We start from the raw sequence: 18823 nt of genomic DNA, 5'->3' as shown, positions 1-18823 counted from the left end.
TGGCATGCTTGGTCAGTATTCCCACTCCGCTCCGATGCCGACCGAGGTGTTGCCATTCGCCCCCACTTCTCCCTGAACACGGATGCGCCGTGTGACATCGATGTCAACGCTCACGCCGCTTTGCTCGGCGGACGCGCCGGCTCGGACGCCCACGCTGATCCGATCGCTGAGGGCCTTGGAAATGCCGATAGTGGGTCCGCCGTCCGCCCCGAACGAGAGGTCGAGGCCCTCCACGCCGAGCGAGCGGCGAAGGGTCTCGAAGACATCGTCGCCGCCACCGCCGGCAAATTGTGCGGCAACCTGCGCCAACTGGACGGCCTGCCCGACTGAGAGGCCACCTGATGCTTTCGAGAAGAGAATGCGCGAGAGAACCTCATCTTGCGGCAAAGCAGGATCGGATGAGAAGGCGAAGCGGGGCTCGCGGGCCGAGCCGGTGACAAAAACCTGTGCGGTGACATCGCCGGCTCGGGTTTCCGCCGCAAAATCAGTTTCGGGCGTAAGATCGCCTGTAAAGGTGAGACGCCCGCGGGTCAGATCGAGGCGTGTTCCCACGATCGTAAACCGGCCATTGCGTAGGTCGAATGCTCCGATCGCGACGGGGTCCGCAAGCGTCCCTGTCAGGCGCAAACTGCCTCCGAGCTCAGCCTGGATCCCCCGACCCCTCACGAAGATGCGGCTCGGGGCCGACACGGTGAGGTCAAGCGCCGCGTTGAATGGCGTCGTCCGACGCGTGCTGGCCTTGGCGCGAGCCGCAAGGGCAAGTCTTGCGGCTGCGGTCGGCGTGGGGCGCACATGCTTCGTGCCTTCAAGTGGACGGATCGTGGTCGCTAGTCTTTCCGGAATTGAGACCTCCATAGACAAAATCCGGATTTCCCCGTTGATGCGGGGATTTTGAGCCAAGGGGCCTGAGAGGAAGATCGAAAGATCCGCAGTCGTCGTCACGATATCATTCGATGCAAGTTCAGCACGAGATCCTGAAATTCGAATGTCACCAGGAAAGCCTGCCGCAGGATCGATACGAATGCGGCCGCTCGCCGTCAGGCTTCCGCCGTTTCGAGTCGAGGCGGTCATCTGCTCGATCGCGATATCGGTTCCCCGGGCTACTACACGTCCGCGGATGTCGGACAGCCGAATCCCCTGCTCGGCATCCGTGAAGCTGCCGCGGGAAAGATTGGCACTTCCCGTCACGAGCGGATTTATCGTGCTTCCTGTGACGCGTGCATCGATGTCAACGGCACCGGTGACACTCCGTCCTGAAATGGACAGATAGTTGTTTGCGACATTCAGGTCGAGGCGTCCTTGCACGGACAGGTCGATGTCGCCCGTCGCTGACAACGGGAGATCCCCGCTGATCTTGAGTGTTCCGGCGCTGCCGGCTCTGACGCTTGCCGCAAGGCTCGTCCGCCCATTGCGCAGCTGGCCATTTGCTGCAACGTCTGTTGCGGGAAGGCCGAAGCTGCGTGTCTGAGGCGTAGCGAGATCAGAGATCTGCAGGCGCCAATTGCCGTCAGGCCGACTGAGAGGTCCGCGGACTTGAGCGCCGCCGTCCAGAATTCCGGAAATATTGAGCCCGGGCGAGAATATGCTCGCTGCGGAAAGCGGTACGGATCGGGCATCGAGCGCGAGATCCAGATTCGATCCAACCCGTCCATTCAAGGTTAGCGAACCACGGTCAACGGCAAGCGACAGACGGCGTACATCGACCGCATCGTCCACGAATACGAGGACGGAAGGCTGTACCAGGGAAATCTGCCGGCGATCACGGCGAGCCGTCAGAGTCGAAAGCTCCAGTCGAACAGGTGTATCGGGCACTAGTCGCGCTGTCGTGGAGAGATCGAAGTTATAGGCCTGTGCTGTGAGGGTGATATCGCTTGCGCTCTTGCTTCCGCGCGCGAGAAATCGGATCTGGGAAACTTCCTGACCGGATAGAACGGCCCGGTCCACGTTAAGCGAGCCGTCGATAACGGGCTTTCCGTAAAGATCTTCGGTCGAGAGTTTGGCCTCGAAACGATCGATGGAGATGTTGGGCAACCTCAACCTGCTGCCCGTTGCATCAAGGTTCGCGCCCTGCCGGTTGCCGTCGGCGTTCAAGACAAGGGTTGCGGCGACGTCTCCGGAAAGGCGTGTCAGGACAAGAGGAGAGAGATCGTCGAGGTTGCGGGCATCGATCATGAGGCGCCCGGCAGCGAGATTGTTGGAACTGAGCGAGAGCTGTCCTGCAATCGTCGCGGTCCCAATTTTGAGATCGAGCGGAGCCAGGATCCAGCCGCCTTCGGCGATCCGGGTTAGATGCAACGCCCCTTCAACGGTCTTGCCGTCAATGACGCCGGACAGTTTTGCCTCGGTTTCCGGATTTCCGGTGAGATCCTTGATCGCCGCATCAAGCGACAAGCGTGAAACAGGTCGGCCGAGAGCTGTTGCATTATGCAGCTGAACATTCGCCTGAGCGTTGAGTTGAGCGAGGGATCCTGTGAGTTGTGCCGCAATCTCTGCGCGTCCGGCCAGTCGGCTGTCGGCCTGCGAGAGATCTGGAAGTCGTGCCGAAGCACTCACCGTCACTTTTTCAGGTGCGGCGTCTCCCGATAGACCGATGTTGAGATAGTGGCCGTTTACGGCAAGCTCCCGAAATCCGAGTCCGCCGTTCGGAAGGGTTTGAACACCGCCCGATAAGGTTACGCGGTTTCCGACCAACTTATCGAGAGTTGAAAGCCCCGTTGCGAAGCGTGTGGCGGCTCCATCGACAACCGCGACCAGCGGTCCTCTCGACAGCAATCCCCCGGTGCTTGCGGTGAGATTGAGTTCTCCCTTCAGTGCCAGAGAAGCAGCATCGGCAAACCGGGAAAGATCGGGTGCCTTGAGAGAGAGCTTTCCGGCTGCATTCTGCGTCCCGACTTGCCCCGTATAGATCGCCTCGACGGTCTGCGTCGTCAGGCGAGCCGTATCGACGTCGGTTGCACCCTCTCGGGCCGCCGAGCCTCGCAATGTCAGCTTGAACTCGGAGCCGACAGCCTTTGCAAGGGCTTCATCGGTCAATGTGACGCCGCTCGCAGCGGCATCGGCCGTGAGAGCGATGCGGGTTGTCTTTTCCGAAAGGGAGCCGTCCGGCTTTGCCGAGAACGTCGCCGAGAGTTTCGCGAGATGTCCGGCAGGCAGTCGCGCATCTTCCGCATCAAGTTTCCCTTCAACTTGGGGTGAGGCCAATGGGCCGACGACCTTGCCATCAAAGGCGAGCTTTCGGATTTCCGCCCTTCCGGCGACGGTTTTGCCCTCCGTCGTCGGAACGGCGCGCGCCGAAACGGAAAGATCGACATTGCTGTCCTTCGTCACACGACCGGATGCATCAAGCCTGGCCGTTTGCGACACCACCGACAATCCAGAGATGTCGACGGTTCCGTCATCGCCAAAGGATGTTTGCGCCCTCAGCTCCGTCGTGCCAGCAAAGATCGGAGCAACTGGAGATGGGAGCAGCCCTTCGATCGTCGCCTTGGTGTCGATATCGAGAAGCCGCGCGGCCCCGGTGCGCCGCAGGGAAGCCTGCCCCCTGGCCCCGATAGAGGGTCCTGCATCGAACGTCAGTTGGGCGTTGAAGGCGTCAAGAGTTCCGGATCCTGCCAGATCGAGCTTGACCGGTGGAAGGCCGGGGATGTTTGCGGCTCTGGCGAGAACGCCCCCTGCGGGCTCGTCGAGGGAGAGGGTGAGCTGGAGATTCTCCGTTGCGTAGAGCAACCGCGCGATCAGCTGCCCAGGAGCGTCCAGGCGCCGTGCATCGAACCGTAAATTCAAACCCTCGGACGGATTGCCAAGAGACGCTGAGCCGGTTGCCGTCAGCCGCGCCGGAACTCCGAGAAGCTGCTGTCCGAGAGATAGCTCTCGTAAAGCGAAATCCTGAATTTGAATCCGAACGGGCGGCTCCGGCAGAAGAGGCTGATCCGCATCGGGAACGGGCTCTTCCGAGGGAAGCGGTCTGCGAAGGACTTCCAGCTGACCGATCTCGAGACGGTCGATTTCCAATCGCCGTGAGAGGAGTGCCAACCGACGCCAGACGAGACGAGCGCTATCGAGCCTGAGCCAAACTCCGTCGCGATCCGCGATCGTGATATTGCGGATCGTGGCGTCGGACGACAAAGCACCTTCCACAGCGCCGATGGAAACTCTCGTGGTTGGCGTCGAGAGGGCGCGAGAGATCAAGCCGGACAGGAACCCGCGATCGGCCTCATCGCTGCGGGATGAGGGCGCCAGCGCCAGCAGGATGACTCCTGCGAGCAGCAGAACCGTAGGGATGAGAAGGCGGCGCATCACCATCATCAGAAAGCTTGCCCGATGCTCACGTAAAGGGAGACCGGTCTGTCGCCCGATCTTGGATTGAGAGGTGTCGCGACATCGAGCCTGATCGGTCCGATGGCCGTGTAATAACGAAGCCCCAGTCCGGCAGAGAGCTGCAATTTCTCTCGGAAGTCAGGATAGCCCGAGTCGAAGGCGTTGCCGGCATCGATAAAAGGAACCAGCCCGATCGTATCGGTAATCTTGATGCGCGCCTCGAGCGAGCCTTCCAGAAGGCTGCGGCCGCCCACGACATATCCGAACGGACCTTGGGGGCCGAGACTGCGATAGCGATAGCCACGTACGGAACCGCCCCCGCCGGCGAAGAAGCGAAAGTTGGCCGGGATCTCATCCAGATCGGCCCCAAGGATAGAGCCAAGGCCAATTCGTCCTGCCAATACATAACGCGCATCTTCATCGAGCGCGTAATAGGTCGATGCTTCAAGTCTTCCGATCGTCATGCCGACTGTCGATCCGAGAAAGCTCGGATAGGGAGTAAGGGAGGCGTTAATACGGGCTCCGCGTGTCGGATCCAGAGGCCGGTCGGTTGAATCGTAGGTCAAGGATGCGGGGAGACCGACAACGAAATAGTCGATCTTGCCGAGAACATCGCTGGTTTGACCCTTCTGCAATTGTGTGCCGAATTGTACCGAGAAGGTCTCGCTGAAACGGTGCCGGATGGCGGCGCGGCCATCGATGAAGCGGCTGGTGTAGCCGCCATAGCGATCTCCTCCGGTCCGGTTCCTCTCGACAAGGCCGTCGATCAAGAGATCGTTGCGCGTTCCTCCGAGAGCAGGTTTGAGGAAGCTTGCGCTGAAGCGGCCGCCGAGGTCCGAAGGCTCCAAGTCTTCAACACGCTTGATCCGCGTTCCGTCGTTGCGGGGGGCCAGAAAGAGATCCGACTCAAGGCGAAGCCTTTCGGCGCCACCAAATAGGTTACGATGCTCCCAATAGCCATGAAGCGCGGGGCCATCGATGGTGGAATAACGGGCCGAGAAACCCACGACGCGAGGCTTGCGCTCCGTGACCTCCACGAAGATCGGGAGACGACCCTCGGAATCGAGCGCTTCGGCCTCTCGGATCCGTACTGACCCGAGGGCCTGAATGGTGCTGATGGATTTACGCGTGTCAGCCAGTGCCTTGGGCGAATAAGGATCGCCAGGTTCGAGATAGATGAACGAGCGGACGACCGCGGGATCCACCGCTTGTGTTCCGGAAACCGAGATCGCGCCAAAAGGCGCAACGGGACCCGGGTCGATGCCATAGGCGACATCCATGATCCGGGCCGGGTGGAAAACAACGGGCTCAGTGGAGACGGCCTTTGCCAAAGGGCGGGACTGACTACGAAAATAGTCCACGATCCGGGCCCTTGCTGCCCGCAGATCCGCCGCGCGTGCGGGATCTCCTGGATTGAGGCCGATGATTTTGCTCGGAAGTTCCTGGGGCGTGAAAGGTCGCCGGCTCCGAGCGTCGTCCACCTCGATCTGACGGAGTGTGAAGAGCGGCCCGGTATTTACCGCAACCCGGATGGGAACCGGCTCGCGGCCCCGATAAGCCTCGGCCGCCCGTGCGGCTGCGGTTGAACTGCCGCCGATTGTCAGAGGCGTTCCGCCGATTTCGAAGACGAGTGTGGCGTTGTAATATCCTGTCCCCCAAAGAGCGTCGAGCATCGGCCCGAAGTCAGCCTCGGCGCGGCGAGCCAGAGAGTCGCCCTCGAGGGGTGGGTCCTGACGGAGTCTGTAGAGCTCGGAGGCGTCCTTAAGCGGCTGTTCAACGGCCTTGCGGTCGCCATCGATATCGAAGGTCAGCGCATAGGGGAGGGAATTTGGGGATGCGGCCGGGGGCTTGTCGTTTGAGCCAAAAAGACCAAAGAAATCAAAAGCTCGCGCATCATGAGAGGGCACCGCGAGGGTGCCGATGACAACGCAGGTCAACAAAGAAGCGGCGCCGCGCCAAGGCCACAAATGCATCCATCACTCCTCGTTTTCCCAACAGCGGCAAGAATGCGGACTTTTTGTGTCTTGCTGGGGCAGCGGAATGGTTCAGATGCGATTTTACCGGCCGAATGCCGATGCTGAAAAACAAATGGCGTTTAGCGTTAACCGGGTGAAACCGGATGGGGGATGTCAACCTCCCGGGTGGCACTTGATGCGCAACGGACGGCTCCGCCCATCTTACGCGCCTGCTCGTCGACTGCCTGAGCTTGCGCTACATCGTTGCTCCGACCTGCCATGGAAGGAACTCCGCATCACCATATCCGAGTTCCTCTGACTTGCTTCGACGTCCGGAGGCGACCTGCAGGACAGTCTCGAAGATTTCCCGGCCTTTCTCCTCAATGGAAACCCCGTCGAGGACATCTCCACAGTTGATGTCCATATCGTCGATCATGCGGCGGTAGATATCGCTATTGGTGGCGAGTTTGATGGATGGCGTCGGCTTGCAGCCATAGGCGGAACCACGGCCTGTGGTGAAGCAGAGAATATTCGCGCCTCCGGCCACTTGGCCGGTCGCCGATACCGGGTCGTAGCCGGGGGTGTCCATGAAGACGAAACCCTTGGCCGTCACCGGTTCCGCATATTCATAAACGGCATTCAACGTTGTCGTCCCGCCTTTTGCGGCAGCACCGAGCGACTTTTCCAAAATCGTGCTGAGGCCGCCGGCCTTATTGCCGGGTGACGGATTGTTGTTCATCTCGCCGCGATTTCGGGAGGTATAATCTTCCCACCAGGCAATACGTTTCAGAAGGGTCTCGCCAACCTCGCGCGTTGCTGCGCGCCGTGTGAGCAAATGCTCTGCTCCGTAGATTTCAGGTGTTTCGGAGAGAATGGCCGTGCCGCCATTGCGGACGAGCAGGTCCGCTGCCGCACCAAGGGCGGGATTGGCCGTAATGCCGGAGTAACCGTCCGAGCCGCCGCATTGCAGCGCCAAGATCAGCTCCGAAGCCGGAACAGTCTCACGTCGCGCTCTCGCGGCCGCCGGAATCATGTCCTTTACGGCAGCGACCCCTGCTTCAACGGTTCTCCGGGTTCCTCCCACATCCTGGATCGTCATGGTGCGGAAATTATCGCCCTCCTCAATCCCGTAGAGTTCCTTCCATTTCGCGATTTGGAACACTTCGCAGCCGAGCCCGACCATCAGAACACCGGCAATATTGGGGTTGGACGCATAGCCCCATTGCGTTCGCTTGAGGATTTCCGATCCCTCGCCCTTGATGTCCATCCCGCAACCCGTTCCATGAACGAGCGAGATGATGCCGTCGATGGAAGGATGGTCTTCAAGGATACCGGATCGCTCCACTTCCCGTGCGATGAAACGTGCAACGGTCGCCGAGCAGTTCACGCTTGTAAGGATGGCGAGGTAGTTTCGAGTGCCGACCTTTCCGTTCGCGCGCCGAAAACCCTCGAAGGTGGCGCGCTCCTCCACGGGCAGGATGGGGGTAGAGGATGCATCCTCCGCGAGATGGTAATCGCGGGAGAATTCATTCATCCTGATGTTATGGTCATGCACCCACGCACCGGGCTCGATGGGCTGCGATGCAAATCCGATGATCTGCCCGAATTTCAGAACCGGTGCATTTTCAGGGATGGCGGTGATTGCAAGCTTATGACCCCGAGGAACACGCTCCCGGACCGCAACTCCATGGATGATATTGCCGGGAGCCAGAGGATCCACGGCCACGATGGTGTTGTCCGTCTCATGGAGGCGAATGGTCCGGGGTTCGGGAATGTGCTTGTCCAACATGCCTTTTTATCTCGGTTGCCGATCGTATTTCGGGACAATATGCCTGTCTCACGCACTCAGAGCGGGAGACGATGCTTCCTCTTCCCACTCGAACAGGTCCGGATATTGCGTTTGCAATTCCGGCAAGGAGCGCAGGATCTCGCTCAAATGGGCCTGCATGGCTGTTTGTGCCGCCAGCGGGTCACCCTCGCGGATCGCACTGACGATAACTTCATGCTGAGCCAGGACCACATGGCGTGGTGTCGCCTGAGTCATATCGAGAAAGCGCACCCGATCCATCTGAGGCTTGACGTCTTCTATCATTTCCCAGGCCGAGAGCCGTCCGGCCGCCTCTGCCAGGAGACGATGAAACTCCTCGTCGAGTGAAAGAAACTCCTCTGTCGATTTCGACCGCTGCGCTCGCCGCTGCCTCCCGATGCTGGCACTTAACTCGGCCAGCATCGTCGGACTTGCTCGAAGGGCGGCTTCGCGGACGACCGCGGTTTCCACCGCTTCGCGAATGAAGCGCGCATTCTCGACCCCGCTTCTCGAGATCTTGACGACCTGGGTCCCCCGCTGGGGTAAAACACGCACGAGACCCGCCTCGCTCAGCTTGATCAACGCTTCCCGCACCGGCGAACGGCTGACCCCAAAGCGCCGCGCCAGATCTTGCTCCGAGAGCATTTCACCGGGGGCAAGCTGCATTGTCACGATAGCTTGGCGGAGGGCACGGGTGACCTGACGGGCCATCGATTCCGAGCGCAGAGTCAATTTGGGGAGCGTTTTTTCACTCATATTTGCTATACTACCATACTAGTAGACCATTGCAAAGTCTTTGGACCCGCTCTAAGGTGGAGGCATTCGGCGCTCGGAACCGGCTGGAAACAAGCTGAAAGAGCTGCCAAGGGAGTACGCCATGCTGATCCATCCGGACCGGCTTTTTCCTGCAGAGGCAGAGGCTCGTGCAGTTGCGCGACGTCTCTATGCATCGGTCCGCGACCTGCCCATCATCTCGCCGCATGGACATACGGATCCGCGATGGTATGCCGAGAACGAGCCCTTTCCGGATCCTGCGACGCTTTTCGTTGTTCCTGATCATTACATCTTCCGGATGCTCTACAGCCAAGGCGTTCGTTTGGAGGAATTGGGCATTTCGGAGCGCGGCGGTCGATCCTCCGGGAGCGATGCGCGGGCGATCTGGCGGCGGTTCGCGGCTCATTATCACCTGTTCCGCGGCACCCCGACGCGTCTGTGGTTGGACCATACCTTCGCGACCCTGTTTGGGATGACGGAGCGTCTTTCTCCGAGTACTGCCGATGACTATTTCGATCGGATCAGCGCCGCTCTGAAAACGCCGGAGTTTCGCCCTCGGGCCTTGTTCGAGCGCTTTGGGATCGAGGTGATAGCGACGACGGAGAGTCCACTCGATCCTCTCAAGTACCACGAGGCCGTTCGCCAATCAGGCTGGAAGGGGCGTGTGGTCACGGCCTACCGTCCTGACCCGGTGGTCGATCCGGATTTCGAGGGCTTTCGTGACAATCTGGTGCGCTTTGGCGAGATAACCGGGTGCGATACGACGACCTGGAAGGGTTATCTCGAAGCGCACCGCAAACGCCGTGCGTTCTTTCGCGGATATGGGGCGACGTCGACGGATCATGGACATCCGACAGCCAGAACGGCGGATTTGTCCTTGAGCGAGGCGGAGGCCCTGTTTCGAAAAGTCTCCACACGCGACGTGGCGCCTGAAGAAGCGGAACTTTTCCGTGCTCAAATGCTGACCGAAATGGCGGCGATGAGCCTTGAAGACAAAATGGTGATGCAGATCCATCCCGGATCTTTCCGCAATCACAACGAGGCAATCTTCGCTCGCTTTGGTCGCGATATGGGAGCGGACATTCCGTCGCGCACGGACTATGTGAGAGCTCTGAAGCCTCTGCTCGATCGTTTCGGCAATGAGCCGGATCTGACGATCATTCTCTTCACGCTCGATGAAACAAGCTATTCGCGTGAGCTCGCGCCGTTGGCGGGACACTATCCTGCATTGAAACTAGGGCCGGCGTGGTGGTTCTTCGATTCTCCTGAAGGAATGAGACGCTTTCGGGAAATGACGACGGAGACGGCCGGGTTCTACAACACTGTCGGCTTCAACGACGATACAAGAGCCTATCTGTCGATCCCGGCGCGGCACGATATGGCGCGCCGTGTGGACTGCGCCTTCCTGGCAAATCTTGTGACAACGCATCGTCTCGATGAAGACGAAGCGCAGGAAGTCGCGCATGATCTCGCCTATCGCCTCGCGAAAGAGGCCTACAAGCTGTGAACTCGAACATGGCTGAAAAGAGCCGTGCTGCACAGAACGGGAGGAAGATAATGACAAATCTGATCACGAGAAGAACGTTTGTCGGCGGCGTTGCCAGCGCCGCGGGCGTGGCCGCGTTCGGTGGGCCAAGTATGGCGCAGCTGGCGCTCCCCAAGGACCCGGTGACGCTCAATGTCATCGATGTCGCGGGAAATCTGGCGCTGACGCAGAAGGCGATCGAAAACTATCGCAAGGCGAAGCCGAACCTCGTTTCGCGGATCACTTTCACCAAGGCGCCTGCTCCTGAACTTGCCGGTAAGATCAAGGCTCAGCAGGATGCGGGTCGAGTCGACATCGATCTGGTTCTGACCGGCACTGACGCCCTCTCCGCCGGCATCGAGCAGAAGCTATGGGTGGAGCTGTTGCCGACGCACGCCGCAACGCTTCCCAAGCTGGATGACATCTATCTTCCGGCAGCCGCCAAGATGCAGACGCTTGCAAAAGGGCAGGGCGTGGTGGTGACCTACTATCCATCAGGCCCGCTCCTCGAGTACATGCCGGACAAGGTCAAGAACGTTCCGACCACGGCGGAGGAGCTCCTCGCATGGGCGAAGGCCAATCCGAACCGGTTGATCTATGCGCGTCCGGCGAATTCAGGGCCGGGACGGACCTTCATCATGGGGTTGCCCTATATTCTCGGCGACAGCAATCCGCAGGACCCGGCCAAGGGCTGGGACAAGACCTGGGCCTATCTCAAGGAGCTTGGTCAGTACATCGAGTATTACCCGTCTGGAACGGGAGCCGTGATGAAGGAGCTCGGCGAAGGTTCGCGGGACATGACGGTCTCAACGACCGGATGGGACATCAATCCTCGTGTTCTCGGTGTCGTGCCAAAGGAAGCCAAGGTCGCGAGCCTGAAAGGCTTCCACTGGGTGGCGGACGCGCACTACATGTGCGTTCCGAAGGGGTTGTCCAACGAAAAGGTCGCGGTACTGCTCGACCTGATGAACTTCCTGCTCACGAAAGAGCAGCAAGCCTACACCTACGACGAGGGCTATTTCTATCCAGGTCCAGCCGTGAAGGGCGTGACCCTCGATATGGCGCCGCCCGACAGTCAGGCTGCAATCAAGGAATTCGGACGTCCCGAATATGAGAAGCTGATTGCGGACAATCCCATCGAACTGCCTCTGCAGCCCGACCAGATGGTCGTTGCGTTCCGGATCTGGGACGAGCAGGTCGGCGGTTCAAAGCGTAAGTAAGAGTCAGGAAGGGAACCCGCGATGGCGATTGCTCTTTCGCAGTTCAATGAGGTGCGGCTCGATCGCGTGAGTCGTGATTTCGGAGCTCTCAATGCACTGCGCGAAATCAACCTGACGATCCAGCGGGGCGAGTTCATCGCGCTGCTTGGCCCGTCGGGTTGCGGGAAATCGACGACTTTGAACTGTATCGCGGGGCTCCTCCCGGTCACAGGTGGCGCGATCTGGCTCGATAAGAGCCGGGTCGACACTCTTAAGCCGGAAGAGCGCGGGTTCGGGATGGTTTTCCAGAACTATGCGCTCTTTCCTCATCTGAACGTGCGCCAGAATATCGGCTTCGGATTGAAAATGCGTGGCACGCCGAAGGCGGAGATGGAGCGCAAAATCGACGAAGCCTTGAATCTGGTCAGGCTCCAGGGACAGGGACATAAACTACCGGGTCAGCTCTCCGGCGGGCAGCAACAACGGGTCGCCATTGCACGCGCCATCGTCATCGAGCCGCCTCTCGTCCTGATGGACGAGCCGCTGTCGAACCTCGACGCAAAGCTTCGATTGGAAATGCGCGCAGAAATCCGACGCATCCACAATGAGCTTGGCGCGACAACGATCTATGTGACCCACGATCAGGATGAGGCTCTCTCCCTTGCGGATCGCATCGTTGTGCTTCGCGATGGCCTTGTGCGGCAGGTTGGAACCCCAAAAGAGCTCTATGAAGCGCCGGAGCATTTAGATGTCGCCGATTTCATGGGCTTCCGGAACAAACTCAAGGGCAAGCTGGTCGCCAGCAGCAACGGTCGTGCAATCGTCGACGTGGAAGGGGCAAGGATCAGCGGTCGGACACGGGAGACGATTCCCGACGGTTCGACAGCATATGTTGCCATTCGCCCGGATGATCTCGTTATTGGGGAGCCAGGCGGCAATGCCCTGGCGGTGAGCGTCGATACGGCGGAATACCGCGGCCGGGAGTTTGTCGGTACGGCTCATACGAAAGGCGGGCTGGAACTCGTTTTCCGCTCTTTCCAAGCGGTGGAGCCGGGAACTGCCGTTCACCTGGTCGCCGGCGAGGACAACACGCTCGTTTTCTCTGAACCGGTCTGACGGAGCGATTGCATGCACGCCACTGTTGCAAGAACGGCTAGCGGGCCCAATTTACGCCAGAAGCTGGCTGCCCGCGGTTTCGACGCCGTCACTCTGCTGGTTCTTCCTGCGGCGATCTTCAGCCTTTGCCTTTTCGTCTATCCATTCGCGTTTGGCCTCATCTTGTCGTTCGAACCGAAGAATGGCGGCTGGCTGGCCAATTACCAGAGATTCTTTGCAGACGCCTATCTCTACGACACGATCTACAAGACTCTGGCCCTCGCGATCCCCGTAACGCTCCTGAATCTGGTTCTCGCCGTACCTGTCGCCTTCCGCGTGCGTCTGATGCGGCACCAGCGTCTTCTGACGACCATTCTGGTTCTTCCGATCACACTCGGGACTGTTCTCGTCGCGGAAGGCCTTTTGAACTATCTTGGGCCGCAAGGCTGGTTCAACCGCACGCTGATGACGCTGGGCATCATCTCCCAGCCTCTCCGGCTGGTGCACAATTACTGGGGTGTCTTTGCATCCCTGGTCATCACGGGTTTTCCCTTTACCTTCCTGCTCACCCTTTCGTATGTGACGGGCATCGATCCCGCGCTTGAACAAGCGGGAGCAACCCTCGGCGCCAGCGCCTGGCAGCGCTTCAGACACATCTATCTGCCGCTGCTGATGCCTGGTTTCGCCATTACGTTTTGCCTTTCGTTCGTGCAAGCATTCTCGGTCTTTCCGTCTGCCGTTCTTCTCGGCGAGCCGGCGGGGCCAACGCGTGTGATCTCGATTGCGGCCTATCAGGCCGCGTTTGAGGAATACGACTACTCTATGGCTTCAGCCGTCGCGATGATCATGGGATTTGTTCAGCTGGCGATCGTCATCGCCGTTCTTGCCTCACGTGGGCTCTTCTATCGTGGGCCGGCGACCGGAGCGAAAGGATAAGACGCGATGATCCGCGATACCACTCTGGGAGCCAAGCTGTGGGCAACCGCCGTATGGGCGATGGTCGGCTTCTTCGTCGTTAACCTGCTTGCCATGATCGGAACGGTGGTCACGAGTTCCTTTGCGACGCGATGGCTTGGAACCTGGCTTCCCATCGGATGGACGACGCGATGGTACTCATCCGCGTGGAATGAATTTCAGCTCGGGGACGTGCTCATCGTCACATTTCAGGTCGTGGGCGTGGTCGTACTCATCTCAGGTGCCCTGGGGGTGACGGCAGCCTATGCCTTGGCTCGGCGCGACTTTCCGGGGAAGCGCCTGCTGGTTCTGCTGTTTCTTCTTCCGCTCCTGATCCCGCCGATCACATTCGGCATCCCCCTTGCGACAGTCCTGTATCGAACCGGCTTGGCCGGCACTTTCTGGGGTGTCGTTGCAGCCAACCTGGTTCCGACCGTACCGTTCGTGATCCTCGTGATGATCCCTTTCATCGAGCAGATTGATCCAAAGCTCGAAGCAGCCGCCCGGGTCTTTGGCGCAAACACCTTCAAGCTGTTTATCCATGTGCTTCTGCCGCTCCTCCTGCCTGGTATCCTGGCGGCGCTCCTTTTGGTTCTCGTTCGGACGATTGCGATGTTCGAGCTGACGTTCCTAGTGGCAGGTCCTACAAGCCAAACTCTCGTTGTGGCGTTGTATTACGCGGTTTTCGCTGCCGGTGTTCGGGCTGTTCAGTCGATTGACGCCATGGCGGTCATCTACATGGTGACAACCCTGATTTGGCTCATCATTGCCCTGCGGTTCGTCAATCCGACCCAAATCGTCACTCGCGCCAAACAACAACCGGCACATTGAGGCAGACATGGTGAACCGTTTGAATCAGGCTGCCATCGGCAGTCTGCCCGGAACGATCATGCGTCCGGACTATGATCGCGCACATCTGACTCCAGGAATCGTTCATTTAGGGATCGGGGCGTTTCATCGCGCTCATCAGGCCGCCTATACGGACGCCGTTCTGGCTCAGGATCCAGGCTGGGGTATTGTGGCGGCAAGCCTCCGCAGCCCCGAGACACGGGATGCCCTCGAGCCTCAGGACGGTCTGTATACCTTGTCCATCCGCTCGCAAGAGGGAGAGGCTCTGAGAGTTGTCGGATCGGTCATGCGCGTCGTTGTGGCAACCGAAGGGTATGAGAAGCTTCTCGCTGTTCTGAGCGATCCCCGGGTCCGGATCGTATCGCTGACGGTGACCGAAAAGGGATACTGCCATGATCCCGCGACCGGGGAGCTGAACGAGAACCATCCCGACATCATCAAGGACCTTTCGGATCCGGCACAGCCCAGGACAGCTCCCGGTCTCATCGTGGAAGCGATAAGGCGTCGCAGAAGCGCGGGCATTGCTCCCTTTGCTGTCATGAGCTGCGATAACCTCCCTTCGAACGGGCATACGGTCAAACGAGTCTTCAGCCGTTACGCAGAGCTTGTGGACCGGGACCTTGGAGCCTTCTTCAAGAATGAAGTGGCCTGTCCATCGACCATGGTCGACCGGATCGTCCCCGCAACGACGGACGAGGACCGGGAGAGAATTGCCAGGTCACTTGGCGTGAAGGACGAATGGCCGGTTATTACGGAACCCTTTACTCAGTGGGTCATCGAAGACCATTTTCCGCAAGGCCGTCCCGCATGGGAAACGGCAGGTGCGGAGTTCGTCGCGGACGTTGCTCCTTTCGAGAACATGAAGCTCCGGCTTCTCAACGGCAGTCACTCGACCCTGGCGTACCTTGGCTATCTCGCCGGCTATGAGACCGTCTCCGACACCATGGCCGATCCTGCCTTTGAGAGACTGGTCCGCGAGTTAATGGAGCAGGAGGTTTCTCCAACGCTGCATATGCCTTCCGGCACGGATCTCAGTGCTTATCGACGTGCCCTCGTCGAGCGTTTCAAAAATCCCGCGTTGAGGCATCGAACCTGGCAGATCGCAATGGATGGATCGCAGAAGCTGCCGCAGCGTCTCCTCGGCACTATTCGGGATCGACTGTCCCAAGGAGGTTCCATCGATCGCCTGGCGCTCGGAGTTGCTGCCTGGATGCGCTATGTGACGGGAATTGACGAGACCGGCGCACCCATAGAGGTGCGAGACCCGATGGCTCAACGCTTGCGCTCCGTTGCTGACGCAGTGGGGAGAAACCCGCCGGAACTTGCTCGTCAGTTCCTCCAAATCACCGAAATTTTCGGCCGCGATCTTCCTGATGATCCTGCCTTCGTCCAACCCGTTACAAGGGCGCTCTCAAGCCTCTACGCAGATGGCGCCAAGGCAACTGTCGAAAACCTGGTCTCCCGTTTCTCGTGATGTCATCCGGATCCTGCCATGAAGATTGAAAAAGCCTATTGCATCGTAACGTGTCCCGGCCGGAACTTCGTCACGCTCAAGATTGTGACGGATCAGGGCGTCTATGGGATCGGTGACGCTACCCTCAATGGCCGCGAGCTGGCTGTCGCGGCCTATCTTGAGGAACACGTCGTTCCCTGTCTGATTGGACGAGACCCGCGGCAGATCGAGGACATCTGGCAGTACTTGGCGAAAGGCGCTTATTGGCGTCGCGGTCCCGTGACAATGTCGGCAATCGCTGCTGTCGATACCGCCCTCTGGGACATCAAGGCCAAGATTGCCGGCCTTCCGCTGTACGAGCTTCTCGGTGGAAAGAGCCGCTCTGGCGTCATGGTCTACGGCCACGCGAACGGACGGGATATTCCCGAGACGGTGGACGCGGTCGGACATTATCTGTCCCTCGGGTACAAGGCTGTACGCGCGCAGGCTGGCGTTCCAGGCTTGGAAACAGCCTACGGAATTGCCCGGGGAAAGTTGTTCTACGAGCCTGCTACGAAGGGACTCCCTGAGGAGCAGATCTGGTCGACGGAGAAGTATCTCAACTTCGCCCCGAAGCTTTTCGATGCTCTGCGCCAAACGCACGGATTCGATTGTCACCTCCTGCATGACGTGCATCACCGGCTCACACCCATTGAGGCAGCCCGCCTCGGGAAGAGCCTCGAGCCATACCGGCTGTTCTGGATGGAAGATCCGACGCCCGCTGAAAACCAGGATGCGCTGAAGCTCATTCGCCAACATACGGTAACGCCCGTTGCCATTGGTGAAGTCTTCAATTCCATTCATGACTGCCGCGAGCTCATTCAGAACCAACTGATCGACTATATCCGGACTACTGTTGTGCACGCGGGCGGCATTACGCAGCTGCGCAAGATCGCAGCCCTCGCAGAGTTGTATCAAGTCAAAACCGGATCTCATGGCGCGACGGATCTGTCGCCCGTATGTATGGGAGCCGCCCTCCACTTTGACCTGTGGGTTCCGAATTTCGGGATCCAGGAATACATGCGCCATACTGACCAAACGGATGAAGTCTTCCCTCACGCCTATACCTTTGCGGACGGGTTCCTTTACCCCGGTGATGTGCCAGGGCATGGGGTGGACATCGATGAGCGTTTGGCCGCCAAGTATCCCTACGAGCGAGCTTACCTTCCAGTAGCGCGGCTCGAAGACGGAACCATGTGGAACTGGTAGATATCGAACTGTTATAACGAATATATACTCTGCCCTGGTCCTCATCAGGGCAGAGTATCGCTGGAAGAAGCCGAAAACTTGCGGTAAAGCGCTGCAAGGTGCCAGATTGCATTGTTTTTCTGCTGGCCTTGCGGATGCTGCATGTCGTCTTCTCACGAGAATCCCGGGATTGGCATCGCCGATCCTCTGAATGACGATGCCGAAATGTTCGATCTCGCGCCCGTATCTTTGTGGCTCGAGGATTATAGCGGCATCAAGATACTCTTCGATGAATGGCGCCGCGCAGGGGTTCGATCGCTGCGCCAATATCTTGAGGAAGATCCGCGACGAGCGGAGGCCTGTTCGAGCCGCATTCGCGTCATCAAGGTGAACCGCAAGACCCTGGCACTGTTCGACGCCACGGATTGCGATCATTTGGTCGAGAACCTCGCCACCATCTTTCAGAATGACATGCTTAAAGCGCATATCGACGAAATGGTGCAGCTTTGGGATGGGGGAACAGAGTTCTTCAGCAATACCGTCAATTACAGTCTGTCGGGGCGCCGTCTCGATATCCAGCTGAAAGGCATGATCCTTCCCGGTTACGAGGGCAGCTGGGAAAGAGTCCTGGTCGCCGTCGAGGATGTGACAGAAAGGGAAACCGCCAGGCGGCAACTTGCCGAAAGTGAGCGATACGCGCGCGGTCTCTTCGAGCATTCACCGATTTCCCTGTGGGTTGAGGACTTCAGCAGCGTCAAGCGCCTTCTGGAGGAGGTGCGCGAAAACGGGATTACCGACTTCCGGGTCTTCACCGACGTTCATCCGGAGTTCGTGGAACGCTGCATGAATGAGATCCAGGTTATCGACGTCAATCACCACACCCTCGAGCTTTTCGCCGCGCCGGACAAGGAAACCCTCCTGAAAAATCTGAGGGAGATCTTCCGGGACGATATGAAGCCGCACTTCAGGGAGCAGCTCATCGATCTTTGGGAGGGGCGGATCTTCCAACGTCGTGAGGTCGTCAATTATTCTCTGCTGGGAGACCAGCTGCACCTTCACTTGCAGTTTTCGGTCCTGCCGGGACACGAGCATGACTGGTCGCTCGTTCAGGTGGCCCTGACGGATATTACCGCACGGAAAAAGGCGGAGGCATATCTTGAGTATCTGGGCAGGCACGACGTCCTGACAAAGCTCTATAACCGCTCGTTTTTTGTCGATGAACTCAATCGCCTCGAACGTAAAGGGCCGTTCCCCGTCACAATCATCGTGGCGGATCTCAACGGTTTGAAAGCCACCAACGATCAGCTCGGGCATGCCGCCGGCGATGCCCTCCTGCGGCGTGCGGGCGAGGTTCTCAACAAGGCCATCCAGAGGCCTTGTTCCGCAGCCCGGATCGGCGGGGACGAGTTCGCGCTCCTCCTTCCAAATACCGACGAACGTGAAGGCGCGGTTCTTACTGAGAGCATCGAAAAACTCGTCGCCGTCAACAATCAGTTCTACTCGAGCCAGCCGTTGAGCTTTGCCATTGGCATGGCCACAGCGATCCCGGGCGAAAGGCTGGAGGACGTGGTGAAGCGAGCGGATCTGGCGATGTACGATGCTAAAAGGGCCTATTACGCGCAAGGGCAGGGGGGCGACCGGCGCGCGACGGGGGCCGGCTCCTAACCG

General features: G+C 59.1%; 12 protein-coding genes. 8 read left to right on the top strand and 4 right to left on the bottom strand.

Going from position 1 to position 18823, the window contains the following annotated elements:
- Positions 1-12 precede the first annotated feature (12 nt).
- The 4 genes from LJD17_RS14605 to LJD17_RS14590 form a co-directional block, all read right to left on the bottom strand.
- Positions 13-4296, bottom strand: coding sequence for a translocation/assembly module TamB domain-containing protein (locus LJD17_RS14605; protein ID WP_227384918.1), 4284 nt, complete (start codon positions 4294-4296; stop codon positions 13-15).
- Positions 4297-4304: 8 nt separating this feature from the next.
- Positions 4305-6290, bottom strand: a complete 1986-nt coding sequence (locus LJD17_RS14600; protein ID WP_227384917.1) for an autotransporter assembly complex protein TamA — start codon at positions 6288-6290, stop codon at positions 4305-4307.
- Positions 6291-6528: 238 nt separating this feature from the next.
- A complete protein-coding gene (locus LJD17_RS14595; RefSeq protein ID WP_227384916.1) occupies positions 6529-8061 on the bottom strand; it encodes a UxaA family hydrolase in 1533 nt (510 codons plus the stop codon).
- Between the two features lie 48 nt (positions 8062-8109).
- Entirely contained in the window at positions 8110-8790 is a 681-nt protein-coding gene (locus LJD17_RS14590; RefSeq protein WP_227384915.1) for a GntR family transcriptional regulator, read from the bottom strand.
- Positions 8791-8956: 166 nt separating this feature from the next.
- On the opposite strand from LJD17_RS14590, the gene uxaC reads away from it, so the two are divergent.
- From uxaC to LJD17_RS14550, 8 genes are all read left to right on the top strand, one after another.
- Complete coding sequence (uxaC, locus tag LJD17_RS14585; RefSeq protein ID WP_227384914.1) at positions 8957-10360, top strand: glucuronate isomerase; 1404 nt, start codon at positions 8957-8959, stop codon at positions 10358-10360.
- Between the two features lie 50 nt (positions 10361-10410).
- Entirely contained in the window at positions 10411-11598 is a 1188-nt protein-coding gene (locus LJD17_RS14580) for an ABC transporter substrate-binding protein (RefSeq protein WP_227384913.1), read from the top strand.
- Between the two features lie 21 nt (positions 11599-11619).
- Complete coding sequence (locus LJD17_RS14575) at positions 11620-12693, top strand: ABC transporter ATP-binding protein (protein ID WP_227384912.1); 1074 nt, start codon at positions 11620-11622, stop codon at positions 12691-12693.
- A gap of 12 nt (positions 12694-12705) precedes the next feature.
- Complete coding sequence (locus LJD17_RS14570) at positions 12706-13608, top strand: ABC transporter permease (protein ID WP_227384911.1); 903 nt, start codon at positions 12706-12708, stop codon at positions 13606-13608.
- A 6-nt stretch (positions 13609-13614) separates the two neighbouring features.
- A complete protein-coding gene (locus tag LJD17_RS14565; protein WP_227384910.1) occupies positions 13615-14457 on the top strand; it encodes an ABC transporter permease in 843 nt (280 codons plus the stop codon).
- Between the two features lie 7 nt (positions 14458-14464).
- Positions 14465-15949, top strand: coding sequence for a mannitol dehydrogenase family protein (locus LJD17_RS14560; protein WP_227384909.1), 1485 nt, complete (start codon positions 14465-14467; stop codon positions 15947-15949).
- 18 nt (positions 15950-15967) lie between these two features.
- The gene (gene manD / locus LJD17_RS14555) at positions 15968-17176 is read left to right on the top strand and encodes a D-mannonate dehydratase ManD (RefSeq protein WP_227384908.1); all 1209 of its coding nucleotides are present in this window, start codon (positions 15968-15970) and stop codon (positions 17174-17176) included.
- 141 nt (positions 17177-17317) lie between these two features.
- Positions 17318-18820, top strand: a complete 1503-nt coding sequence (locus LJD17_RS14550; protein ID WP_227384907.1) for a sensor domain-containing diguanylate cyclase — start codon at positions 17318-17320, stop codon at positions 18818-18820.
- Positions 18821-18823: the final 3 nt, after the last annotated feature.

The organism is Microvirga rosea, assembly GCF_020595095.1.
GTDB lineage: Bacteria > Pseudomonadota > Alphaproteobacteria > Rhizobiales > Beijerinckiaceae > Microvirga > Microvirga rosea.
Note: the sequence above shows the minus strand (reverse complement) of the source record. Positions and strands in the feature narration are given on the sequence as shown.